General features: G+C 69.8%; 22 protein-coding genes and 1 CRISPR repeat array. Of the genes, 5 read left to right on the top strand and 17 right to left on the bottom strand.

Annotated elements, in window-relative coordinates; translation table 11 throughout:
* Positions 1–47: 47 nt before the first annotated feature.
* The 10 genes from cas2e to ABZ463_RS34645 form a co-directional block, all read right to left on the bottom strand.
* Positions 48–401 (bottom strand): type I-E CRISPR-associated endoribonuclease Cas2e, encoded by a 354-nt coding sequence (gene cas2e / locus ABZ463_RS34690; RefSeq protein WP_362782825.1) that lies wholly within the window; start codon positions 399–401, stop codon positions 48–50.
* Entirely contained in the window at positions 398–1,351 is a 954-nt protein-coding gene (gene cas1e, locus ABZ463_RS34685) for a type I-E CRISPR-associated endonuclease Cas1e (RefSeq protein WP_362782822.1), read from the bottom strand. Before cas1e ends, cas2e begins: the two co-directional genes overlap by 4 nt.
* Before the next feature lies 1 nt (position 1,352).
* The gene (cas6e, locus tag ABZ463_RS34680; RefSeq protein ID WP_362782819.1) at positions 1,353–2,066 is read right to left on the bottom strand and encodes a type I-E CRISPR-associated protein Cas6/Cse3/CasE; all 714 of its coding nucleotides are present in this window, start codon (positions 2,064–2,066) and stop codon (positions 1,353–1,355) included.
* Positions 2,066–2,758 (bottom strand): type I-E CRISPR-associated protein Cas5/CasD, encoded by a 693-nt coding sequence (cas5e, locus tag ABZ463_RS34675; RefSeq protein ID WP_362782816.1) that lies wholly within the window; start codon positions 2,756–2,758, stop codon positions 2,066–2,068. Before cas5e ends, cas6e begins: the two co-directional genes overlap by 1 nt.
* Positions 2,755–3,945 (bottom strand): type I-E CRISPR-associated protein Cas7/Cse4/CasC, encoded by a 1,191-nt coding sequence (gene cas7e, locus ABZ463_RS34670; RefSeq protein ID WP_362782813.1) that lies wholly within the window; start codon positions 3,943–3,945, stop codon positions 2,755–2,757. Before cas7e ends, cas5e begins: the two co-directional genes overlap by 4 nt.
* Positions 3,942–4,571 (bottom strand): type I-E CRISPR-associated protein Cse2/CasB, encoded by a 630-nt coding sequence (casB, locus tag ABZ463_RS34665; protein WP_362782810.1) that lies wholly within the window; start codon positions 4,569–4,571, stop codon positions 3,942–3,944. The genes cas7e and casB overlap by 4 nt, the downstream gene beginning before the upstream one ends.
* Before the next feature lie 2 nt (positions 4,572–4,573).
* On the bottom strand, positions 4,574–6,250 hold the full coding sequence (gene casA, locus ABZ463_RS34660) for a type I-E CRISPR-associated protein Cse1/CasA (protein WP_362782807.1): 1,677 nt from the start codon (positions 6,248–6,250) through the stop codon (positions 4,574–4,576).
* Entirely contained in the window at positions 6,240–9,110 is a 2,871-nt protein-coding gene (gene cas3, locus ABZ463_RS34655; protein WP_362782804.1) for a CRISPR-associated helicase Cas3', read from the bottom strand. Before cas3 ends, casA begins: the two co-directional genes overlap by 11 nt.
* 146 nt (positions 9,111–9,256) lie before the next feature.
* Positions 9,257–9,532: direct repeats of the CRISPR family, unit length 29 nt; unit sequence GGGACCATCCCCGCGTGCGCGGGGAGCAC.
* Positions 9,533–10,071: 539 nt separating this feature from the next.
* Complete coding sequence (locus ABZ463_RS34650; protein ID WP_362782800.1) at positions 10,072–10,539, bottom strand: VOC family protein; 468 nt, start codon at positions 10,537–10,539, stop codon at positions 10,072–10,074.
* A gap of 68 nt (positions 10,540–10,607) precedes the next feature.
* The gene (locus ABZ463_RS34645) at positions 10,608–11,522 is read right to left on the bottom strand and encodes a LysR family transcriptional regulator (protein ID WP_362782798.1); all 915 of its coding nucleotides are present in this window, start codon (positions 11,520–11,522) and stop codon (positions 10,608–10,610) included.
* A 71-nt stretch (positions 11,523–11,593) separates the two neighbouring features.
* Between ABZ463_RS34645 and ABZ463_RS34640 the strand changes: the two genes are divergently transcribed.
* The 3 genes from ABZ463_RS34640 (at position 11,594) to ABZ463_RS34630 (ending at position 13,277) form a co-directional block, all read left to right on the top strand.
* On the top strand, positions 11,594–12,163 hold the full coding sequence (locus ABZ463_RS34640) for a DsbA family protein (RefSeq protein ID WP_362782795.1): 570 nt from the start codon (positions 11,594–11,596) through the stop codon (positions 12,161–12,163).
* 104 nt (positions 12,164–12,267) lie between these two features.
* Positions 12,268–12,891, top strand: coding sequence for a TetR/AcrR family transcriptional regulator (locus tag ABZ463_RS34635; protein WP_362782792.1), 624 nt, complete (start codon positions 12,268–12,270; stop codon positions 12,889–12,891).
* Positions 12,892–12,893: 2 nt separating this feature from the next.
* Positions 12,894–13,277: a hypothetical protein gene (locus ABZ463_RS34630; protein WP_362782790.1), complete on the top strand. Its 384-nt coding sequence runs from the start codon at positions 12,894–12,896 to the stop codon at positions 13,275–13,277.
* A 7-nt stretch (positions 13,278–13,284) separates the two neighbouring features.
* Here the strand turns inward: ABZ463_RS34630 and ABZ463_RS34625 are convergent, their stop codons facing one another.
* Entirely contained in the window at positions 13,285–14,766 is a 1,482-nt protein-coding gene (locus ABZ463_RS34625; protein ID WP_362782787.1) for an alpha/beta fold hydrolase, read from the bottom strand.
* Between the two features lie 216 nt (positions 14,767–14,982).
* Here ABZ463_RS34625 and ABZ463_RS34620 point away from each other — a divergent pair, with 216 nt between their 5' ends.
* Positions 14,983–15,603 (top strand): DJ-1/PfpI family protein, encoded by a 621-nt coding sequence (locus tag ABZ463_RS34620; RefSeq protein WP_352015497.1) that lies wholly within the window; start codon positions 14,983–14,985, stop codon positions 15,601–15,603.
* Positions 15,604–16,019: 416 nt separating this feature from the next.
* Here ABZ463_RS34620 and ABZ463_RS34615 read toward each other — a convergent pair whose 3' ends face one another.
* On the bottom strand, positions 16,020–16,727 hold the full coding sequence (locus ABZ463_RS34615; RefSeq protein WP_352015498.1) for an SDR family NAD(P)-dependent oxidoreductase: 708 nt from the start codon (positions 16,725–16,727) through the stop codon (positions 16,020–16,022).
* Positions 16,728–16,897: 170 nt separating this feature from the next.
* Here ABZ463_RS34615 and ABZ463_RS34610 point away from each other — a divergent pair, with 170 nt between their 5' ends.
* Positions 16,898–17,257 (top strand): STAS domain-containing protein, encoded by a 360-nt coding sequence (locus ABZ463_RS34610; RefSeq protein ID WP_362782783.1) that lies wholly within the window; start codon positions 16,898–16,900, stop codon positions 17,255–17,257.
* On the opposite strand, the gene ABZ463_RS34605 is transcribed toward ABZ463_RS34610, so the two are convergent.
* The 5 genes from ABZ463_RS34605 to ABZ463_RS34585 form a co-directional block, all read right to left on the bottom strand.
* Entirely contained in the window at positions 17,254–18,213 is a 960-nt protein-coding gene (locus ABZ463_RS34605) for a sensor histidine kinase (protein WP_362782780.1), read from the bottom strand. The two genes, ABZ463_RS34610 and ABZ463_RS34605, sit on opposite strands and share 4 nt — an antisense overlap.
* Complete coding sequence (locus ABZ463_RS34600; protein WP_362782777.1) at positions 18,210–19,031, bottom strand: MEDS domain-containing protein; 822 nt, start codon at positions 19,029–19,031, stop codon at positions 18,210–18,212. Before ABZ463_RS34600 ends, ABZ463_RS34605 begins: the two co-directional genes overlap by 4 nt.
* Positions 19,032–19,190: 159 nt before the next feature.
* Complete coding sequence (gene lipB / locus ABZ463_RS34595; protein WP_352010745.1) at positions 19,191–19,832, bottom strand: lipoyl(octanoyl) transferase LipB; 642 nt, start codon at positions 19,830–19,832, stop codon at positions 19,191–19,193.
* 16 nt (positions 19,833–19,848) lie between these two features.
* Positions 19,849–20,034, bottom strand: coding sequence for a PspC domain-containing protein (locus tag ABZ463_RS34590; RefSeq protein ID WP_352010746.1), 186 nt, complete (start codon positions 20,032–20,034; stop codon positions 19,849–19,851).
* Between the two features lie 269 nt (positions 20,035–20,303).
* Complete coding sequence (locus ABZ463_RS34585) at positions 20,304–21,278, bottom strand: alpha/beta hydrolase (RefSeq protein WP_362782773.1); 975 nt, start codon at positions 21,276–21,278, stop codon at positions 20,304–20,306.
* Positions 21,279–21,553 lie beyond the last annotated feature (275 nt).

Genomic DNA, 21,553 nt, shown 5'->3' with positions numbered 1-21,553 from the left:
TGAGTCGGACATTTCAGACATCCCCAGACCCTGATCGACAACCACCGTCACCGTCCATAGCGACGACGTTTGGAGGCCTTGCTCCAGCCCTTCGGGGCCTCCGTGGTGGCCGAGGTGATCGCGGGTCGTTCCTTGGGGCGGCGGATCAGGACGAGTCCCTCGTAATCGATCGGGTGCCACTTGTGGTCGTACGTCGCGAAGGCGAAGCCCTGCTCGGGACCATCCCCGCGTGCGCGGGGAGCACGGCCGGTGTCCACGTACTGCGCCACCTCGGCCCACAGCGCCTCCCGAACCCTGGTCGAGGGTCTCCCGATGAAGACACCCGGGGAGATCTCCATCAGCCAGCGGGTCAGGAATCCCCGAAGGCCGGCGGGACAACGGGTGAGCACGATGACGGTCACCAGGGCACTCCGTCATCGTGGTTGTAGCCTGCCTCCACCTCGACCCCGTCGTCACTCTGGAGCATCACCTGGTCCATGTCGTCCTCGACGGGGACCTCCTGCGCCTCGCCCAGCAGTACGAGGTGTTTGATGTCGTTCACGCAGCGCCGCAGCAGGCCGAGTCTGTTGACCTCGTCCCGGATCGCCCGCCGGGTACGGGGGCCGATGTCCTCCTCGCTCTCGGCCACCACATCGAACGCGACGGGAATGGCGATCTCCGTCTTGTAGAGGTCGGCGATGTCCAGCACGAACGCCAACTCGTGCCCCGAGTGGACGAAGCCGAGCCCCGGGGCACAGCCGAGGGCGGAGACGGCGGTCTGGGCGATGCCGTACATGCACTGGGCGGCGGCGGTGACGGCGCGGTTGATGGGGTCGCCGGAGTCGAAGTCTCCGGGGACGTAGACCCGGCCGTTCCAGGAGACCCCGGTCCGGCCGGACTCCCTGCGGTAGCAGTCCTTGACCCTGCGTCCTTCCCTGCCGAGGAGCTCCTGCCGGGTGAGACCGGCCGGGTCCTCCTTCGGGAAGCGCATGCGGTACATCTCGCGGGCGACGTCGAGTCGAGTACGGCGGTTGGCCCACCTGGCCGCCTGCGCCTCGACCAGGTTGGAGGAGCGGTTCAGCGATCGGCCGCCCGCGTAGAAGCGCACTCCCTGCTCCCCGACCCACGCGACACCCGCGCCGCTGTCGCCCAGCACGCTCATCGCCTGGTGCGTGACGCGTACCCCGGGGCCGAGCAGGAGCGTCCCGATCGTCGCGGACGGGATGTGGGTGACGCCCTCGGCGTCCTCCGCGGTGAGGGCGTTGTCCTCACGGTGCAGAACGCATCGTTCGAGGTAGACGAACGACAGCCGGTCGCCCATCCGGGTGAGTTCACGCGGCGAGGAAGCGCCGCGTCTGCCGACCGTGGTCACGTCACACCACCGCCAGCGTCATCAGGCCGCAGCCATACGCCTTGGCCCGGCCGAGGCCGTGGGTCAGAGTACGGCGGAGCGCGTCCGGGTCGGTCACCTCAAGGCGCCCGTCGAACGTGACGGCGGTCAGCGTCACCGGTTTCCGCTGCCCGGCCTTGGTGAAGGAGAGCTGTCGCTGGTCATGGACGACCAGTTCGTACCGGTCGCCCTTCGGCGTCAGCGCGTACTGCTCGTCCTCCGGCAGGAGACGCCGTTCCTGCGACGTCTCGATCACTCTGAACCCCGCCTTCTCCTGGTGGGTCAGCAGCCAGCCCGACTGGTGACGCCGTCCGACGTGCGCGGTGACCTTGGTCGGTTCCTCCGAGGAGCGGCGGATGCTGTGGACGGGGTTGGCGGTGAGCCGGAAGGCCCACTGGTCACCCTTGGCAAGCCGGGCCAGGAAGGACTCGTAGTCACGGGTGTCCCACCGGCCTGTCTGGGGCCAGCCCGCCTGCTCGACCAGATGGGTGAGGTCGGGTTCGCCGGGACTGGCGATGTAGAGGAAGGTCTCGGCCGCCCCGCCGCGATCGAGTCGCCACAGCACCCTCGGACCTTCGCCGACCTGTGGAACCTTCGCGAAGGAGGACATCACCGCGGCGTGCAGCCGCTGCGGTGACGCCAGCAGTTTGCGGGCACCGATCCTGGCGGTGTTGAGACGGAACCTGGTCAGATACATCAGACGCTCTCCAGCGCGGACATCGGATCGTGGCCGGGCCGTACGACGGCGCCGGGCACCTGCATCCGCACCGGTGGCAGGTGCCGGACGCCGCGCAGGGCGTATCGGCGGTGCAGTGGGTCGAAGCTGAGCGGCTGGTCACGCAGGGTGTCCTCCCCCGGCCCCTCGACGAGGATCTCCAGGTTGACGGTGTCGCGCTGCCGCCGTTGGTACCACCGCGCGGCCCGCCACTCCTCCGCCCGTAGCGCCTCCTCCAGGGTGAGGTCGTGACGAACCCCCAGCTCCACCGGCCGGGACGGCGGGCAGGAGCGGCGACCGAGATAGAGCGGGAAGACCGGCTCCCGCAACGCCCGGTACAGCCCCTCGACCGTCTTGCCCTCCCCCTCGACTCCGGCGACGAAGACCGCGTCGGCCAGGTAGAACCGCTCGGAGACCGGCATGGCCTCGCCGCCCGCGAAGTGGTGTGCGGTGTGGAAGTCACGCAGGAGCGTGCCACGCTGGTCGACCCGCACCCCGAAGCGCAACGCGGCCAGGTCGTCGATGTCGTCGGTCCGCAGCCGCCCCTCCGCCGCCGCGAGCAGTCCGATGACGCCGCTCTTGGTCGGAGCCGCCTCGGTCGTACGGCGCGCGAAGCGCGAGGACGCTCCCCATGACTGCAGAGGACCGGCCAGCTGCATCAACAGGACGCTCATGCCCCGCCCTGTCGCCGGACGACCTCGGCGCCGACCGCCTTCACCAGTTCGTCGAGGGACACCTCCGTGGCGAGGCCGGACAGCGCCTCGGTGCTGCTCCCGATCCGTAGCAACCACGCGGGGTCACCGCCTGCGACGCCGTACGCCTTCTCGACCTCAGGGACGTAGGACGCCAGCGCCCGTGCCGCGTGCCGGACATATCCACCGGTCTCCGGTTCCGTACGGCACGGCTCCTCGAAGGCTCCGGCGAAGCTGACCGGCCTGGTGGAACGGACCTTGACCAGCACCGCGTCCGGCAGCGTGTGGTTGGCGAAGGTGTTGATCTTCCCGGTGGGCATCGAGGTCAGGAAGCACCGGGTGAACGCCTCGACGGCCCGCCGTACGGGCTCGGTGGTCCGCTCGTCCTCCCGCAGACCCTCCCCGAGGTTGCGGCGCAGCAGGTCGACGTCCACGGCGGCGTAGCGGTAGAGGGTGGCGGAGTTGAACTCCACGGTGCCGATCATGCCCGCGCCCGCGTCGTCGTCCTCCCGCTCCTTGTAGTCGTCCACGGCCGTGTAGTAGTCGGACTCGTTGTCCGCCCGGTGCACGCTGATGGCGTGCGCGACCTGCGCCGCAGCATCGACGTTGATCTCGGCGCCGTCGGCGACCATGCGGCCGAACAGCGCGATGTCCACTGAGTGCCTGCCACCCGCGAGCTGCCTGGCCAGTTCCTTGGTGGTCTTGTCCTTGAAGTAGTCCTTGCCCGCCCCGTGCCCCTTGGCCGCGATCTCGGCCAGCCCGTCGAGCTGGTGCGCGCTGAGGAACAGCAGGTACTTCGCCTCGGGCGCGACCGCGGCCTCCTGCCCCTCCTTGGCCCTGCGCTTGGGGGCCTCGACCTTGCTGCCGGTGGCGAGCTGGACCGTCTGCGCGGCCAGGTTCCACGCCTCCGCCTCCGCGATCGTCCCGTCGATCCGCCCGATCCGTACGGCCAGCAACTCGGCGATCCTGCGGGTACGGACCCCCAGCTCGGCGGGGTCGAGCAGCTCGTGGAACTCCTGCCGGGTCGCGCGCTTCCACGCCTGGCTGGAGACCCGGGCACGGCGCACCCCGCCGTAGACGGCGGTCTTGGGGGTTCCGGTGTCGTCGCGGTTCAGACAGCTCGGCGGAACGGTCTGCAGCACGTGGAAGTCGAGGATGGTGCGGGTCATCGGGAGTCCTTGTCGGTGGAACCGGCGTCGCCGGAGTCGGTGGAACGGTATGCGTGGAAGCTGCGCCCCCACCTGGCACGGACCTGGCGCATCCCCTCCGGGGTCTGGGCCAGGTAGAGCTGCTCGGCCAGCAGGGCGTAGTCGAGCGGGATCGACTCCCTGCGCAGCAGCGAGACGATCTGACGCAGCCGCTCGGCCAGCGCCGCACGGGTCTCGGCGGCTCCGACACTTTTGAAGCGCTCCAGGATCGGCACGTCGAGGTCACCGGGCGGCATGAGCCGCCGTACGGCGGCGCCCAGCTCGACCCCGCGCCGGTGCATGCCCTGCTCCGAACGTGACTGCTGGTGCAGCGCATAGAGGGTGACGGCCAGGAACAGCGCGGCCTCCGCCCTGATCTCCTCGGTCTCGGAGAGCCCTCCCTCGTCGTAGAGTCCTTCGGCACCGGTCAGTCCGACCAGGTCGTGCGCCTCTTCGGGGAGTTTGCCCGCGCCACCTCTGAGCTGGGCCAGAGCCGCGACGGCCCAGCTCTCGTCCTTGAGGTAGCCCCGCTGCAACGCGCCGACACGGGCACCGGCTGCCTCACTGACCTGTTTCGCCACGGACCGCCGGATGGTTGGGGTGGTCATGCTCATACCTCCGTATCCGGCGACTCGCCGCCGTCCGGGGAATCACTGGACAGATAGCCCGTACCGGGCAACGCCTTACGCAGCCGGGTGCGAAACACCAGGTCGGCCCGTGAGGTGTTCAACCAGACCTGCTTGCCGTTCCACGTCTCGACGCGCCCCTGCCAGGCGTCCTCCCCCGCCTGTTTGACCAGGTCCTCGCCCAGGCTCCTGACACACCGGTGCGCCTCGTCCTGCCAGGCCGCGCGGGGATCCGCGGGAGTGTCCTCTGAACCGAGCGTGGCGAGCCAGTCGCGGAACACTCCGTCGAGGGTGGCGAAACCGAGGTTCCTGGCCGTGGCCTTGGGAGCCTCCATGTCAGCACCGGCCGCCCTGGCGAGGTCGGCGGCCAGGTCGCCCAGCAGGGTCACGGCCCGCTCCGCGTCGGCCACCGCGTCGATCGCCGTCTGACCGAGCCGCCGGTCGTCCTGTCTCAGCAGGACGAGCCGCATCTCCACGGCGTCGTCCACGATCTCGTCGATGACGGACTGCTGCGTGCCGTACACCACGCCGAACAGCCGGGCGCGGATCAACAGGTCGGCGGGCAGGTCGCCCTCGACGGTGAGGCGGGCGACCCAGTCGAGGACGCGCGGCCGGACGAAGGCCGCCGCCTCGCCCCGCTGCTCGCCTCCCTCGGCGTGAGGGGCGATCAGCGCCCCGAGCCCTCGCCACGCGCTGCGGCTGGGGTCGTGCTCGCGCGGGAGGTACACCTGTGCCAGGCCCAGCTTCTTCTCCTGCGCCGGGCTGCGCCGCCAGCCCGTCATCGGCTCGTGGGTGTGCCTGTTGTGCGGGGTGAGCGGATCTCCATAGGTCAGGACGACGCCGTGCACACCGTCGGCGTCGAAGGCGAGCCTGACCCGCCTGGACTGCCAGGTGTACAGGTCACGCGGCCCGTTGGGGCGGGTGCTCAGCTCAACGGGTTTGAGCTGGCCCGGCTTCGACGGACCACGCCGCCAGGCGGGCAGGTCGTCATGGGCGTCGATCCGCAGACCGGGGGTGTCGAAGGCGACCAGGTTGAGCAGCAGCGTCTCGGCGAGGCTGTCCTCCTCGGCCAGGACGCCACCGAGGGTGCCCGCCCAGGCGACCCCCTGGGGGTAGGTCTTGCCGCCCTTGACCCGGTCGTCGCCCTTGACGCCGGTCTTGATGCCGGAGGTGTCGAAGGCGTGGGCGTGCACCAGCCACCGGGCAGCCTCGGCGAAGCCGAGCCGATCGACGCCCCTGGCCCGCATGGTGAAGAAGGGCCTGCCGTTGGGAACGTCGGCGACCAACCGGTCCAGCGCGCTGACCTCCCCGGACACGGCGCTCAACCCGGCCGTCTGGAAGAACGGCCACTCCGGGTGGAGAAGGTCGAACCTGTCGCGGTGCTCGTCCAGATATTTCGTGATCCGATCGACGGGCAGGCCGTCGTCCCACAACTCCTGCCAGTCCTCGATCTCCTTCGGCCCGTCGATCGCGTCGTGCAGGATCGCCAGCAGCAGCCGCAGCAGCGCGAACTCCTGCGTCGGCACGTCTCCCACGATCCGCCTCAGATCAGCGGCCTGCACGAAGACGTCCCGCAGGGAAAGCTCATCCGCGCTGCCGTCGCGGCGCCGTACGGGCAGCCACCGCTCACGGGTCAGGTCGAAGGACAGATCACTCGGCACGGGTCACCTTCAGGCCGTCGTCGGGGGTGTAGTGCAGGTCGTAGCCCGCCAGCCGGGCCCGGCCCTCCTCGTCGAGCACGAGCAGCAACTCCCCAGCCAGCCAGGGGCTCTCCTTCGACTGCCAGGCCGGGAGGTAACCGGCCTCAAGCTCCTCGATCGCCTGGTCGATCACCCCGGGATACGAGAAGTGATGCGGCAGCCGCAGGCCACACGAGGCGACGACGCGGGCGAGGCCCGGCTCGGGTGCCGTGTCCACCGGGAGTTCGAGCCCTCCCCGGTCTTTGTCCAGCCACGGCGGCGTGACCAGGGAGCCGTCCGCCCGGCGCTGAACCACCAGCACCTCTATGGAGTCGAGGCCGTCTCTGACCTGCGCCCGGCCCCTGGGGCTGTCGTCCGCGTCGCCGACTCCCGCCTCGATCCAGCCGAGCAGCGACCGCCCCGCCCTGGCCACCGCCGCGAGCTGGAAGCCCTGCGCCTTGTCGTGCTGTTTGCCCCGGTGCAGATCATGCTCCTCGCGGGCACGGGCCAGGGCCTCCTGCCAGCCGTCCGGGCCGACCGGCTCCGTGCCGTATGCCCGCTGCACGAGCGGGCTGATGTCCTGCGGCAGCCGTACGGCGTGGCCCGTCGGGGCCGTCCCGGTGAGGTACGGCTCAAGCACGGCGGCCGACCGCAGCAGCGCGTACGACCCGTAGACGGCTCGCGATCCCTTCACCGGATCGATCGGCGTCGCCGTCCAGTCGGCACCGGCCACCAGGCAGCGGGCCGTACGCAACGGCTCGGGACGGTCGTCACGCACATGCCGGTGCAGGCGGCCCATACGCTGCAACAACAGGTCGATGGGGCACAGGTCGGTCACCAGCAGGTCGAAGTCGATGTCGAGGGACTGTTCGGCGACCTGGCTGGCGACCACGATGTGTGGGCTGCCGACGGGTCTGCGCCCCTCGCTGCGCTCAGGAGGGCCGAAGCGGTCCAGCAGGCCGGCGTCCTTGGCGGCCCGGTCCAGGTCGACGAACCGGGCGTGCGCCACGGTGACGTTCTCCGCGCCGAACTCCTCCCGCAGGCAGCCGACCGTCTCCAGCACCCGGTCAACGGTGTTGCGCACCACCAGCGCGCAGCCGCCCTGGGCCAGCTCCTTCGCGAGCCGCTCACGCAGTTCGTCGAGATCGTCGTCCAGCCGTTCGAGCAGCACCTCGGTCTCCCGGCCCGACGCCGCGACGGGCTCGCACGCGGGCTCACCTCCCGGCTGGACCGTCGTCAGCAGCGGGTAGCCCTCCGCGACCTCCAGCTTCGCGAAGCTCTCGCTGCCCTTCGCCGCCCCGGCATACGCCTCGGCCAGCTCACGCCGCCGTGCGGCCGGGAGCGTCGCCGACAGCACGACGACCGGCACCCGGTAGGCGCCCAGCCATGTCAGCACCCGGTCGAGGTAGGAGTTCATGTAGGCGTCGTAGGCGTGGGCCTCGTCGATCACCACGACCTTGCCCGCCAGGGCCAGGTGACGCAGCGCGAGATGGCGGCTCTTCAAGCCCATGAAGAGCAGTTGGTCGATCGTCCCGGTGACGAACGACGCGAGCATCCCCTTCTTGGCGCCCCTCAGCCACCGGTGCGCGACCAGAACTGTGGAACGTTCCCCACGCCGCCGCTCGCCGTCCTGATCGATCGCACGCATCCCGCGCTTACCCGCCCGCATCAGGTCGGCGTAGTCCTCGTTCAGCGCCGCCTTGGAGTGTGCCAGCAGCACCGAGCGCCGCTCGCCGGGAAGCCTGCGCAGCCACTTCAACAGCCGGGGGAACATGGCGCTGCCCGTCGCCATGGTCGGCAGCGCGACGAAGCAGCCACCCGCGCCCGACCTGGCCGCGAAGATCTCGGCGACCGCCAGCGCGGCCTCGGTCTTCCCCTCCCCCATCGGGGCCTCGATCACCATCAGACCGGGCACGTCCATCTCCCGGGCGAGCCGTACGGCCTGCTCCTGAACAGGGCGAATCTTCGCCCCGGCGGGGAACTCGAACCGGGAGGCGAAAAGATCGGCCGCCTCCCCCATGGGTTCCGTCGCCCGCCACGGCTCGGGAAGATCCAGCCCACGCCACGCCGCCCTGACCCGCTCCCCGTCGCTCTGGTTGGCCGCATCGGGGAAGTAGGGGAACAGGTCGGAGTTACTGGCGATCCAGTCGGCCACGATGACCAGCCCGGTCAGCAGCACCTGCGCGGGCTGCGTGAGTTTGACCTCCCGCCACGCCGTGAGCCGGCCCTCGACCTCACACGCCCGCGCGCACCGGTCGAGGAGCTCCCACTGCACGTCCTGCCACCGGTTCGCGCAGCTCGGGGTACGCAACAGCTCGGGACGGTCGTTCAGGTTCTTGACGTCCGAGCTGGTGGGCGGGACGCCGTGGTGCCCACCGGCGACGATCCCGAACGGCAGGGCCGCCGTCTTCGCCCAGCCGTACCGCTCGATCAGCCACTCCTGGAGCAGCACCAGCCCGGCCAGGCCATGCGGAGCGAAACGACGGTCGGTCAGCCGCTCACGCACGGGCATCTCCAGCCCGGCCTCGCGCATCTTGTCGCCCAGCGACTCGACCTGGCAGGCGAAGGCCGGGGTGGCCTTGCCGATGTCATGGGTGGTGGCCATCCAGACCGCCAGCCTGCGCGCGTCGGCCTCCCCCTCGGGAAGCGCCTCGGCGATCAACCTGCGAACCTGCGCGGGAAGCCAGTGGTCCCACAGCAACCCGGCGACCGCACCGCTGTCCGCCATGTGCCGCCACAACGGAAGCCACCCGTTGGCATCGTGATCATGCTTGGCCCACACCTTACGGCCGGCCTCAGAAAGCCCCTGAGCGAAGGGCTTGTTCGACCTTGTGTTCGACACGGGAGTTAATTAAGCACACGTCCGCCGAACGTGTCTCGAAAATTTCGAATTTCCCCTGCCCCTGATATTCAGGGAGGAAAGATCATCCTATTGAGTATGAATTCCTTCCATTTGCGTCCTATATATCCCACTAAAGGACTTCACCCTAGAAAATCCCCGCGTGCGCGGGGAGCACTGCCAGAGCGGCGGCGGCGGAGGGACGGGGCGGGCGGGACCATCCCTGCGTGCGCGGGGAGCACCTTCGCAGCCATGCGCGTGTCTCCTGTCGTGTGGGACCATCCCCGCGTGCGCGGGGAGCACCCGATCGGCCCCATCGCCGATCTGTATCGATGGGGACCATCCCCGCGTGCGCGGGGAGCACGAACCGGCGCACCTTCTCCAGGGAAATGCCTAGGGACCATCCCCGCGTGCGCGGGGAGCACCTCGCCGACCTGCGGGTTTACCAGCGCAGAGAGCCGAAATTCATCACTTTCATCGACTTGGACATACCGGACACACCATCAAGTTCACTGAGACAGCGCCGACCACAGGCTAACGTGCGACACAACACAAAACCCCCTGATCCACAAGCACGCCCCAAGACGAGAAACCCACCCACCAGAAAGCCACGCCGCCACCCTTGCCTTCAGAGCCCTCCACACCCGCCAAACAACATGCCCGAAATGTCTAGCTCAACGAAAGTAATGATTTTCAGCCCTCACCGCCGACAAACCCGCAGGTCGCCGAGGGTGCTCCCCGCGCACGCGGGGATGGTCCTCGGGGGTCTGCTGATCCCGGGAGAGCGAAGTAGTGCTCCCCGCGCATGCGGGGATGGTCTCAGCATCTACCGCTTCGACGATGAAATGCTGATGCGCTCCCGGCGCATGCGGGGATGGTCCCCGATCCGCCGCCGTCGCTCTGGTGCCCCCTGCGCTATGGCCTTCACGGTCCCACCCCCTGTCGCGCGCCGTACCCGGCCCGTTCAGAGGTTCACCGCCGAGGCGGTCTCCTTCAGTTCCGTCTCGTCCATGTGCGCGACCCGGCTGGTGAAGAACCAGGAGTGGCCGAAGGGGTCCTCCAGTTCGACCTGTAGGTCGCCGTGGAACTGCATCTCCACCGGCCGGATGACGCGGGCGCCTGCGGCGACGGCCCGTTCGGCGAACGTCTCGACGTCCGTCACGAAGACCATCAGGTTGATCGGGGTGCCGCCGATCGTCTTCGGGCTGCGGAAGCGGTATTCGGGGTACTCGTCACGCAGCATGAAGACCGCGTCGCCGATCCGGAACTCGGCGTGGGCGACCTTGTCGCCCTGGCGGGGGATCTCGATGCGCACGTCGGCGTCGAAGGCCTCCTTGTAGAAGGCGATCGCCGCCTTGGCGTCGTGCACGTTGAGGTAGGGGACGCCGCCCCTGTACTCCTCGGGGATGGGGTTCTGCTTCGTCGTTGTCATGACTCCATCCTTGGCACCGCGCCGACCTGCGACAACGACGAGATCCGAAACGGTCGCTAACCCCTGGGTTATCGATCGAGCCCGGCCAGGAGAAACGATTGGCGATCGAGCTCGGCCAGGAGGAGCGCGAGGAAGGACCGCACCCTGCTGGTCTGGCCGCCGACCGGCCAGACGGGCCCGTACTCGATCGGCGGCATGTCGGCGATGGGCACGTAGACGATGTCCGGCCGGGCGTGGTACCGCGTGGCCTGGCCGCCCACGACGGCCATTCCCGCACCGCCGCTGACCAGCGTCAGCAGTTCCTGCCGTGAGGTCAGCACCTTCTCGCGCTGGATCGGACGCCCTCCGGGGGTCTGCGGCGGGATGAGCGTGTCCAGCAGGTAGGCGGGGGCGTCGGCGGGCACGAGCACGGTGTCCCTGGCGAGGTCCTCCACGGTGACGCTGTCGCGGCGGGCGAAGGGGTGCCTGGCGGAGACGGCCAGCATGCGGGGGTCGCGCAGCAGCGCGGGCCCGCTGGACAGGTCGTTCTCCTGCACGGGCAGCTCGGTGATCTGCAGGTCGAGTTCGTCGCCGCGCAGCGCGTGGAACGCCTCCGACAGGTGCACCTCGCGGATGCGCACCTCGCAGTCCGGATGGCGGGCGCGGAACGCCTCCCCGGCGGCCATGATGGCCTCCCCGACCAGGGGGCTGGAGAAGCCCACCCGCAGGGTGCCGGTGAAGCCACGCCCGGCGGCGACCGCCTTGGCGATGCCTTCCTGAATGCGTTGGTATCCGGCCTGCACGTCCTCTCGCAGCGCGTTGCCGACCGGGGTGAGCGCCACCTGACGGCTGGTCCGCTGGAACAGCGCGACGCCGAACCGGCGCTCCAGTTGCTTGATCGTCTGACTCACCCGGGCGCCGCTGACGCCCAGCCGCTCGGCCGTACGGGCGAAGTGCAGTTCCTCGGCCAGGGTCAGGAAGATCTCAATGTCACGCCGTTCCATAACCCACAGGTTAGCGATCGTTGCGAAAGTCGTCGTTGTCGCAGGTCAGGGCAGCGACAAGGCTGAACACCATGAAGAAAACGGCACGTGTGGACATCACCCTCGACGTCATCTGCATCTGGTCCTACCTGGCCTTCACCCGGTACCGGCGAGCCGCCGCCCGCTTCCGCGCGGAGGGCGGGCACGTCGATCTGACGATCCGTTCCTGGCAGGTGGAGCCGGGGGCCGTGGGCGGCCGGTCCAAGCTCGACCAGAGCCTGGCCCGATTCGGTGAGAGCGGGGTGGCGCGGGTCAACGCCCTGGCCGCGGCCGAGGGCATCCCGCTGGCCTTCGCCAAGGCGGTGACGGCCGACACCCGCCACGCCCACCACCTGATCGCCATGGCCGCCGACCAGGGCCTGGCCGAGGTCGCGACCGCGCGACTGTTCCAGGCCCACTTCGTGGACGGCGCCCACATCGGCGACCTCGGCGTCCTGCGCGCGCTGGCGGCCGAACTCGGTGTGCGCTGGGACGAGACGGTCCCCGTGTCCTGGGCTCGTGATGTCACCGCCGTGCCGGTGTTCCGCTTCGACGGCAGGCCCGCGCTCAACGGCGGCACCCTGTCGGAGGAGGTCCTGTACGGCCAGCTGGCCGTCCTCTAGCTCGAAGGAACCGGTGGGGCCGCACCGCTCCCGCCGACAGTACGTCTCGGATCTCCTTCCCGACCCGTGTTGGTTTTTTCGACCGTTCGGTCTAACTTTGGACCATGAGGTCGAAAGAATCGGGGAGTCCTTCTCGTACGCGGCGGGCTCGGCGGGAGGATCTGATCGCCGCCGCCGTCCGGGTGATCAGCCAGGACGGTTACCCGGCCGCCTCGTTGGAGCGGATCGCGCGGGAGGCGGGGACCAGCAAGGGCACCGCGCTGTATCACTTCGCCTCGAAGGAGGAGCTCTACCAGGCGGTCGTCACGACGCTGTTCGAGGACGGAGCGGCGTTCATGGCGGAACGGCTGCGGGCCGCGAAGACCCCGACCGAGAAGCTCCGCACCTACGTCGAGACCAACCTGCGCTTCATCACGCTCAATCCCGCGCACGTCGGAGCGACCCAGCGGATCATCGAGAACTCCGGCGCCGTCCAGGTCGTCCAGGTCGAGGACGCCGCCGCCCCGCTTCGGCGGCTGCTGGAGTCCGGCCAGGCCAGTGGCGAGTTCGCCGTGTTCGACGCCGAGGTCACCGCCCTGTCGATCCGCACCGTCATCGACGGGGCGGCGTTCTACTTTCTCGCGCGTCCCGAGTTGGACCTCGATCACCACATCAGCGAGATCGTCGCGCTCTTCCTGCGGTCTGTCAGGCCGGTTCCGACCGCTCCCACCGCCGATTCGGAGGAATGACCATGCCTGCCTCCCCGCTACGCACGGCCAAGTTCCTGGTCGTCGCCTACGCCGTGTTGAGCGTGCTGACCGTCGCGGCGATCGCCGTCCTCTCCTCCGTGGCCCCGTCCCTCGTCACGCCGCAGGCGTGGGTGCGCGGTGTCATCGTGGCGGCGACGTCGGTCCTCACCTTCGTGTTCGCCCGTCGCGCCCAGCAGGGGGGTGGCCGGGCGCTCCTGCGCCTGCGGATCGTGCTCGTCGTGATCCTCGTCGCCCTGGGCGGGGTCGTGCTGTTCCTGGCGCTGCCGGCCTGGATGGTCGTGGAGCAGGCCGTGTGCGGGGTGTTGCTGCTCGTGGCGGCGGTGCTCGCCTTCCGTGCCTCCCCGGTTCCGGCGAACGGACCGTGAAAGGAGGTCAGCAGACCGTGTCCCGCGGGGGCGTCCTGCGGTCTGTGAGGTAGCGGTCGATGTGGTCGCGGGCGCAGGGGTTGAAGGGGTAGAGCGTGTGTCCCGGTCCCTCGTGGCGGATGGTGACGCTGCCCGGCACCTGCCGTACGACCCGGGCGGTCGTGGCGGACTCCACCCACGCGCCCGCGCCCAGCAGCGGCGGCAGGCCACTCGGCAGGGGCTTCGGCGGGTTGGTCGTTTCCACCGGCCAGCCGACGCAGGCCAGCGCCCCCGCCGCCAGGGTGAAGGCGGCCCCGGTGTCCGGTGCGATCCGGCGTAGCCTGGTCAGCGCCGCCGCCGTCTCCGCGCGGTCGCGGAAGCGTGGCCAGTCGAGACATTCGGTGACGGGGGTCGTGAGGTCCGGATAGCGGGCGCCCCGCGGCGGGGCGAAACCCGAGGCGTCACCCTTGAGGGCGTCCTGGACGGCCCTGCCGAGCGCGGGCCACTGCTCCTCCCCCGCCCTGGCGAGGCCGAGCGCGAAGCTCCGCAGGTCCTGGGCGTCGTAGGACGCCTCGACCCGGCGGGCCGCGATCGGCGCGTGTTCCGCCTTCGCGAGCAGTCTGCGCCAGTCGCGGGCCGCGTCACCCAAGGGGCAGGTGTCCTCGCCGTCACACCAGTCGAAGAAGCGCCGCATCGCCGCCTGGTTGTCGCGGGCGGACTCACCGACCTCCTTCAGCCAGTCGGCTTCACTGTGGTTCACGGTGCCGTCGAGCACCATCGTGCGTACCCGGGCGGGGAAGAGGCGGGCGTAGGCCTGGGCGTACAGGCCGGCGTAGGAGGCGCCGTAGAAGTTGAGTCCCGCCTCGCCGAGGGCCTGCCTGATCGCCTCCATGTCACGGGCGTGGTCGGCCGAGCTCATGTGGGCGAAGAACTCCGGGTCGCCGTGGCGGCAGGCCTGGGCGTATCCACGGTTGGTGTCGGAGAGCCTGCCGAAGTCGGCTTCGTCGGCCGGGAACTCCGGGTAGGGAACGCGGGTCCAGACGCACGGCAGGCCGTCGCTCCGGCCGCCGAACTGCTCGCCGTACCCCCGCGTGTCCCAGGTGACGACGTTCATGCGGGTGCGCAGGTTCGCCCAGATCTCCGCGTGGGCCTGGGTCGTGGCGATGCCGGGGCCGCCTGGCCCGCCGTACGCGATGAGGACCGAACCCTCGGCGGTGCCGGTCGCGGGCAGGCGACCGAGCCGTAGTGTGATCTTGCGTCCGTCGGGTTCGTCCCAGTCGAGGGGGACCGCGAGGTCGGCGCACTCCAGTTCGCTCTTCTCACCGGGGCAGGGCCGCCATCCAAGAGCGGCCCCGCGCGCCGAGGCCGCCGTCGGGAGCGTCTCCGAAAGCACCGCCGAGGCCGCCGCAGGAAGCCCCGTCGAGGCCGCCGTGGGAAGTGCCGTCGAGGCCGGGAGTGCCGTGGCGATCGTCAGCGCGACCGTGGCGCCGGACATCCATCGTGTGATCATGCCGCCCCACGCTAGGGACGCCATCCCACCCGGTCTGCCCGAGAAAGTGGACGTTTCCGCTAACGAAAGTTGACACTCCGGCCCTGTCATACCGCGCTTGGATTCCGGCCCGGCCCGCGCTCTCTTTCCCGCCGTACCGCGAAAAAACGATTTTTTACGGCTGCGCCACCCGGCCCCGGGGAAATCCCCGAGCGGGTGATGGCTATGCTGCGGCGCATGGACATCGTGATCCCGCTTTTCGACGGCTTCGAGCCGCTCGACGCGATTGGACCGTATGAAATCCTCGCTTACGTGCCCGGCGCGACCGTGCGGTTCGTCACGGCGGAACCCGGGCTGGTGCGGGACGTGCTGGGGTCCCTCCCGGTGCACGTTCCGACCGGATACGCCGAGGTCGAGCGCTGCGACGTCCTGCTGGTTCCGGGCGGGGGAAGCTTCCAGGCCATGGTGGCCGACGCCGCCTTCCTCGACTGGGTGCGCCGGATCCACGCCGGGACCCGCTTCACCACCTCTGTCTGCACCGGCGCCCTGGTGCTCGGCGCGGCGGGCCTGCTCGACGGTCTGACCGCCACCACCCACTGGGCCGCGACCGCCGCCCTGGAGTCGTACGGCGCGACCTACACCTCCGAACGGGTGGTCAGGCAGGGCCGGGTGATCACCTCAGCCGGGGTCTCCTCCGGCATCGACATGGCCGTACGGCTGGCCGCCCTGCTCTCCGACGAGGTGACCGCCCAGGCGATCCAGCTCTACACCGAGTACGACCCGCAGCCGCCCTTCGACACCGGTTCTGTGGCCAAGGCCCCGGCCGAGGTCCTCGAACGGGCCCACACCCTGCGCTGACCGCTCCCTTTTTGTTTCCCGGGCCGGGAAAGCGTCCCACCGGTCCGGGAGAACCTTCTGCGGCCCCGAAAGAACGCCGGAAGGACACCGGAAAAGCACCGGAACAAATCCACCGTTTCGGTTTCTCGATGGCGTGTCGTTCACCCGCAACGCAACTTTTCGTTTTCCTGACACGTCCATTCCGGTGACGAAGACATTCCGGGGGACGAAAGGAAAAGCGATGACGCCTTCCCGTGGACCCGCTCTGTTCGCTCTCACCGCCGCGACAGCGGCCCCCGTCGTGGCAGCGGCTCCCGTCATCACGGCGGCTCCTGCCGTGGCGGCGGCTTACGGCGGGCCGTTGACCGGGGCATCCCCGAGACCCCGGTCACCGGCCCTGCCGGACGTGACGCCGGGCGCGCGTCACCAGGGCAGCGTCACCAGGGCAGGGGGCCGTCGATGTCGAAGTAGCCGCCGGTGGGTCCCTCGGGGCCCACCTGGGCCATGCGGACGATGATCTCGGCCCCCTCCTCGACGGTCTGGTGGCCGGTGCGCCCGTTCAGGTCGGTCGCGGTGTAGCCCGGTTCGACCGCGTTGACCCGCATCCAGGGGAACGCCTTCGCGAACTGCACAGTGATCATGTTGACCGCGGCCTTCGAGGCCGGGTAGGCGAGTCCCGGGTAGGCGTACAGCGGTGTGCCCGGGGTGGCGACGCCGCTCAGCGAGGCCAGGCCGCTGCTGACGTTGACCACGACCGGGGCGGACGAACGCCGCAGCGACGGCAGGAACGCGTGAGTGACCCGCACCACGCCGAAGACGTTCGTCTCGAACACCGTCCGTGTCATGTCGCCGGTGGTGTCCGCGGTGCCGACCACGCCGCCGTCCGGCAACCGCCCTTCGACACCGGCGTTGTTGACCAGTACGTCCAGCCCGCCCTCGGCCTCGACGACCTTCGCCGCGGCCGTGACGGACGCCTCGTCGGTGACGTCGATGAGAACCGTCCGCGCGCCCAGTTCCTCCGCGGCCCGGCGTCCTCGTCCTGCGTCCCGGCTGCCGATGTAGACGGTGTGACCTGCCGCGACGAGCCGGCGTGCGGTCTCCAGGCCGAGTCCCTTGTTCGCTCCGGTGATCAGCGTTGTCGTCATGCCCCCATGCTCGGGCCCCGCCGTACGGTCGACCAGTGGACTCGTCGTCCAGGGACCGCCGATCCCGGGAAGTCCGGGCTTGGGCGGGGTCCGTGGAGGCGGTGGTTCCGAATACCTGGTAGGACAGGGGGAACGTCCGCCTGTGAGCAGCGGGCCTAAGAGGAGTTCCGATGTCACCGGAGAGCACGAGCGCACTGTCCGTATCGTCGGGCTCCCACGGGGACGCCGTGGTGGTCCGCGCGGTCGGCGATCTCGACTACGACTACGCGCCGGTGTTCCGGCGGCAGCTCGCCGATCTTTGGGGCACCTCCCCCGCCCCCTGTCTCGTCATCGATCTCAGCGGGCTCACCTTCTGCGACTCGACCGGGCTGGCCGAGCTGTTGTGGGTGCTCCAGCGCAGCAGGGAGGCGAAGACCCGGCTCGTCCTGGCCGGTGCGAACCGTACCCTGCGCCACATGCTGGCCGTCACGGGACTGCTGACGTTCTTCGAGCTGGCCGACTCGGTCGAGGACGCCCTGGAGGGACGCTAAGGAAGGACACCGGGAAGGGTGACGTGCAGGCGGATGATCGTGCCCGTCTCCGGGGCCGAGCGGACCTGCACCAGGTCGCAGATCTGGTGCACCAGCCACATGCCCCGGCCGCGCAACGAACGCGGGGAGGGCGCCATGCGGCCGATCATGGGGTCGCTCATCACCCCCGCGTCACGGAACTCGCAGATCAGCGACCCCTGCTGCACCCACGTGCGCAGAGTCCCGTGGCCGCCGCCGTGCGCGATGCTGTTGCCCGCGACCTCGGTCACCGCGACGAGGGTCTCCCGCAGCCGGTCTCCCGTCAGCCCGTGCGGCGCGGCGCAGGCGATCACCTTCTCCCTGACTGCCGCGAGGTCCCCCCTGGCGTAGGGGAACTCCTCGTACGGGTCGCAGGCGGGTTCGAGCTCCGCCCAGGAGAACGGTTCCCTGACGTAGTCGGAGGAGGGCCGCGAACCGTCGTCCGTCAACGTGTACGGATGACAGCGGCTGATCGCCCGCATCGTCTCGGGGTCGATCGTCGCGGTGTCGTAGGGGCACAGCAGCCACCAGGCGGGGGAACCGGTGAAGGCGAGGTTCAGCAGCCATTCGTGGTAGCGAAGCTCCTCGATCTCCGCGCCTCCCCGGCCGTGCCAGTCGGTCTCGCCGATGCCGCGCACCGGTCTGCCCTCCGCCGTCCGTTCGCCGATCCAGCGCTGCCAGGCGGGGATGAGCCTGGCGGGGTTGCGGCCGAGCGCCTCGGTGTCCATGAACACCACGCCGGGGTCGGTGCCGGGCAACTCCTCGCGCAGCATCCGTTCGCGGTCCTCGGGCACGGAGATCAGGACGATCTCCCCCGCCGCCAGGGCGTCGTCGATGAAGGAGCGGACCCCGGCGAGGAACTGCTCCTCCCCGGAGTAGGTGTAGAGCTCGTGGCGCAGGCCCGCCGTGTCCATCACACCGGTGGTCTCGGTAGTCATGGCGTCAGCTCCACGCGTATCTCGCAGTTGCCGTAGCCGAGCATCTCCCAGCACGACCTCACTGTCGGATTCGCGCCCTCGATCGTGATCCGGTGGACCGAGGTGTCGGCGGCGGCCTCGACGAGCGCGCGCATTCCGGCGGCGTCCATCAGCTCCAGCTCGTCGAGATGGAGCCGTAATGTCGGTGAGAGCGCCGTCGCGGCGGCCAGGGCGGCACCGAACGCCGCGGCTCCGTCGGAGTCGACGACTCCGCACACGGCCCAGTCTCCGGGCCCCGAGCTGAACATCCGAAACGACGGTCCCGCGCGTCCGGTACCCAGTTCGCTGGGGTGCACACACGCCACATGGTCCAGGGTCGCGGCGCCGAAGCTGTCGTGGCCGTACGCGCAGACCATGATGGCCTCGTGGTCGGCCACCAACCGGTCGAGGCGCAGTTCGTGGTCGATCAGCGCCTCGATCCCGATCTCGGGTGGGACGAGCTGATCCATCACGGCCAGTACGCGCAGGGCTCGATATCCCTGTCGTCCCGCCATGTCGGCCTCGCGCCGTACGAGACCGAGCATCGGGCCGAGGTCGGGGGTCGGGCCGTCGCCGAGGACGGAGCGGGGGTCGACGAGGATGGCGTCCCGGGGGACCTCCGCGGAGGCGATGGGGTCGAGGGGCGAGCCGACGATGACGACCTTGTCGCCGAACAGCTCACCGTCGGCCAGGAAGGCCGAGGTCACGGCCGCGTATCCCTGGTGGGGCTCGACGATCCAGCACACGTGCTCGCCGACGTCGACCAGGTCGAGTGTCGGCGTAGTGCCTGACTTCCGCACCGCGAACCACCCCGCTCTCGCCGCGTCACCCCGGCGTAGCCTACTGCGCCTGGATCAGCCGACTGCCCCACGAGGCCCGCCGGAACCGTACGGCCAGCCGACCGCCCAGAAGCCCCGTGGGTCGTACGGCCAGGCGGTCGTGAAGGCCGGGGGACGGGGTCAGCTCGCCTCGAAGGCCGCCGCGACCGCGGCCCTGACCCGGTCCATGACGCCCGTCGTCGAGGTGATCTCCCTGTCCAGGGAGGTCATGTCCACCTCGGGCATGCCGCAGGCCACCGCCCAGCCCCACGGGGTCAGGTCGCCGTCGACGTTGAGGGCGAAGCCGTGGCTGGTCACGCCACGGCTCTGCCGCATGCCGATCGAGACGATCTTCCGCCCGGTTCGCTTCGTCCAGACGCCGGTGAGCAGCGGTGAGCCGGGCGGGGTGTCGCGGCGCTCGGCCGGGACGTCGAGCGCGTCGAGCGCCCGCACCAGCCTGAGCTCCACCTCACGGACGTAGTCGACGATCCCCTCGTCGTCGCCCAGCTTGACGATCAGGTAGCCGACGAGCTGTCCGGGGCCGTGGTAGGTGAGCTGGCCGCCCCTGCCCGTGTTGACGACGGGAATGCCGTGGGAGGGGTCGGGCAGATGCTGCTGCAGGGTTCGTCTGCCCGCGGTGTAGACCTGCGGGTGGCTGAGCAACCAGAGCGTGTCGGAGCGCTCGTCGCGCTGCCGCTGACCGACCAGGTCGGTCATCCGTTCCATCGCCTTCTCGTAGTCGACCAGGTCGTCCTGCAGCAGTGTCAGCGGCCGTTCCCTCATGCCCCCAGATTAGTTGTCAGTAGCGAGTCGCCGGTGCCTTGGGGAGGAAGATCCACATCAGGACGTAGGCGACCCACATGGGGCCGGGCAGCAGGGAGAGCAGCAGCCAGAGGATCCGTACGACGGTGGGTGACCAGCCGAGGCTCTCCGCGATGCCGCCGCAGACTCCAGCGATGATCTTGTGGTTTCTCGAACGGTGCACTTCTTCTCCCCGTGTCGTGGTCTGTTCGTCTGGTTCAACGAGTGGCGGGAGAACCCCCGTTCCCTCGCCGACCCTGAGAAAACCCTGACAGGGTTCGACGGGCGGGCGCCCAAGGCGAACCGACGCCCCAGACCGGACCGACGGCTCAGGCGGAGCGGCGACATGGACGGGCCGTGACCCAGGCGGGTCACGGCCCGCATGGATCACGGCCCTTGTGGGTCACGGCCCTTGTGGGTCACGTCCGGGTGGGTCACGTCCGGGTGGGAACCTCAGCGGCCGAGGATCCTGCGTACCCAGGTGTCGCGGGTCCGCAGCGCGTCACGGCCGAGCCCGCTGTCCGGGAAGTACATCTCGAAGCCGTGGAAGCCGCCGTTCCACACGTGCAGTTCGGCCTCGCCGCCCGCCGCCCAGATACGGCTGGCGTACTCGACCGACTCGTCGCGGAACAGCTCGGCCGACCCCAGCTCGATGTACGCCGGGGGCAGACCGGACAGGTCCGTCGCCCTGGCGGGAGCGGCGTACGGCGAGACGTCGGGGCCGCCGACCCCGTCGCCGAGGACCGACTTCCAGGCGAAGAGGTTGGCGGCCCTGTCCCAGGTGCCGATCCCGTCGTACTGGTGGGTCGAGACGGACTCGTTGCGGTCGTCGAGCATGGGGACCAGCAGCAGCTGCCCGGCCAGCTTGGGACCCTTGCGGTCGCGGGCCATCAGCGACATGGCGGCGGCCAGGTTGCCTCCGGCGCTGCCGCCCATGACGATCAGGCGCTCCGGGTCGTAGCCGAGCTCCTCGGCGTGGTCGGCCGTCCAGAGCAGGCCGGCGTAGCAGTCCTCGGCGGGCCCGGTTCCGGGGTTCTCCGGGGCGAGGCGGTACTCGACGTTGACCACGACGAAGCCGAACTCGACCACCATGTCGACCAGGCGGGGGGTGTCCATGTGCCGGTCGCCCATGACCAGGCCGCCACCGTGCATGTTGTACAGGCCCGGCGCGCCGGGCACGCGCTCCTTGGGCCGCAGGATGGTGACGGCCAGGTCGGGGGTTCCCGGCCTGCCCGGGATCGTGCGTTCCTCGGCCTCGACGGGCCGGTCGCCGATGACCACCGCGGCGGGCTGGGCCATGGCCTCAAGTCCGGCCCGGGAGGCGGCCAGCGTCTCGGCGTTCAACGGCTGGGGCGGGCTGTCGCCGCGCATCGCGGCGAGCAATTGTCCGAGCTCGGGGTCGAAGGGGACGGGGGAGACAGTCGTCATGGGGACCTCGGTCGTTGTGGAACGGCAGGCAGGGACAGCCTAAATCGCCCTTTTCTCCCCCTTCACCTGGCCCCTCTTCGATATACGATTTTTATATACGATTTCCTGCTCCGGTCCCTGTCCGCCCCGGAAGGCGGACAGGGACCGGAGCGCCCGGTCGTCGAACGCCTACTTCGACGCCGGCTAGGAGCTGTTTAGAGTTCGGATCATGTGGTTGAAGTGAGGAGCTTCAACCACATGACCGAGCCTCGGAGATAGAGCCCGGCTTCATAGCT

Source organism: Streptosporangium sp. NPDC020145 (genome assembly GCF_040631275.1).
Classification (GTDB): Bacteria; Actinomycetota; Actinomycetes; order Streptosporangiales; family Streptosporangiaceae; genus Streptosporangium.
This window is presented reverse-complemented; position numbering and strand designations above follow the sequence as displayed.

Bases quoted from the DNA above. Each gene is read 5' to 3' on its own strand.
- cas6e (WP_362782819.1), bottom strand. From the start codon at position 2,066: ATGTATCTGACCAGGTTCCGTCTCAACACCGCCAGGATCGGTGCCCGC.
- cas5e (WP_362782816.1), bottom strand. From the start codon at position 2,758: ATGAGCGTCCTGTTGATGCAGCTGGCCGGTCCTCTGCAGTCATGGGGA.
- cas7e (WP_362782813.1), bottom strand. From the start codon at position 3,945: ATGACCCGCACCATCCTCGACTTCCACGTGCTGCAGACCGTTCCGCCG.
- casB (WP_362782810.1), bottom strand. From the start codon at position 4,571: ATGACCACCCCAACCATCCGGCGGTCCGTGGCGAAACAGGTCAGTGAG.
- ABZ463_RS34650 (WP_362782800.1), bottom strand. From the start codon at position 10,539: ATGACAACGACGAAGCAGAACCCCATCCCCGAGGAGTACAGGGGCGGC.
- ABZ463_RS34645 (WP_362782798.1), bottom strand. From the start codon at position 11,522: ATGGAACGGCGTGACATTGAGATCTTCCTGACCCTGGCCGAGGAACTG.
- ABZ463_RS34640 (WP_362782795.1), top strand. From the start codon at position 11,594: ATGAAGAAAACGGCACGTGTGGACATCACCCTCGACGTCATCTGCATC.
- ABZ463_RS34635 (WP_362782792.1), top strand. From the start codon at position 12,268: ATGAGGTCGAAAGAATCGGGGAGTCCTTCTCGTACGCGGCGGGCTCGG.
- ABZ463_RS34630 (WP_362782790.1), top strand. From the start codon at position 12,894: ATGCCTGCCTCCCCGCTACGCACGGCCAAGTTCCTGGTCGTCGCCTAC.
- ABZ463_RS34625 (WP_362782787.1), bottom strand. From the start codon at position 14,766: ATGATCACACGATGGATGTCCGGCGCCACGGTCGCGCTGACGATCGCC.
- ABZ463_RS34620 (WP_352015497.1), top strand. From the start codon at position 14,983: ATGGACATCGTGATCCCGCTTTTCGACGGCTTCGAGCCGCTCGACGCG.
- ABZ463_RS34615 (WP_352015498.1), bottom strand. From the start codon at position 16,727: ATGACGACAACGCTGATCACCGGAGCGAACAAGGGACTCGGCCTGGAG.
- ABZ463_RS34610 (WP_362782783.1), top strand. From the start codon at position 16,898: ATGTCACCGGAGAGCACGAGCGCACTGTCCGTATCGTCGGGCTCCCAC.
- ABZ463_RS34605 (WP_362782780.1), bottom strand. From the start codon at position 18,213: ATGACTACCGAGACCACCGGTGTGATGGACACGGCGGGCCTGCGCCAC.
- lipB (WP_352010745.1), bottom strand. From the start codon at position 19,832: ATGAGGGAACGGCCGCTGACACTGCTGCAGGACGACCTGGTCGACTAC.
- ABZ463_RS34585 (WP_362782773.1), bottom strand. From the start codon at position 21,278: ATGACGACTGTCTCCCCCGTCCCCTTCGACCCCGAGCTCGGACAATTG.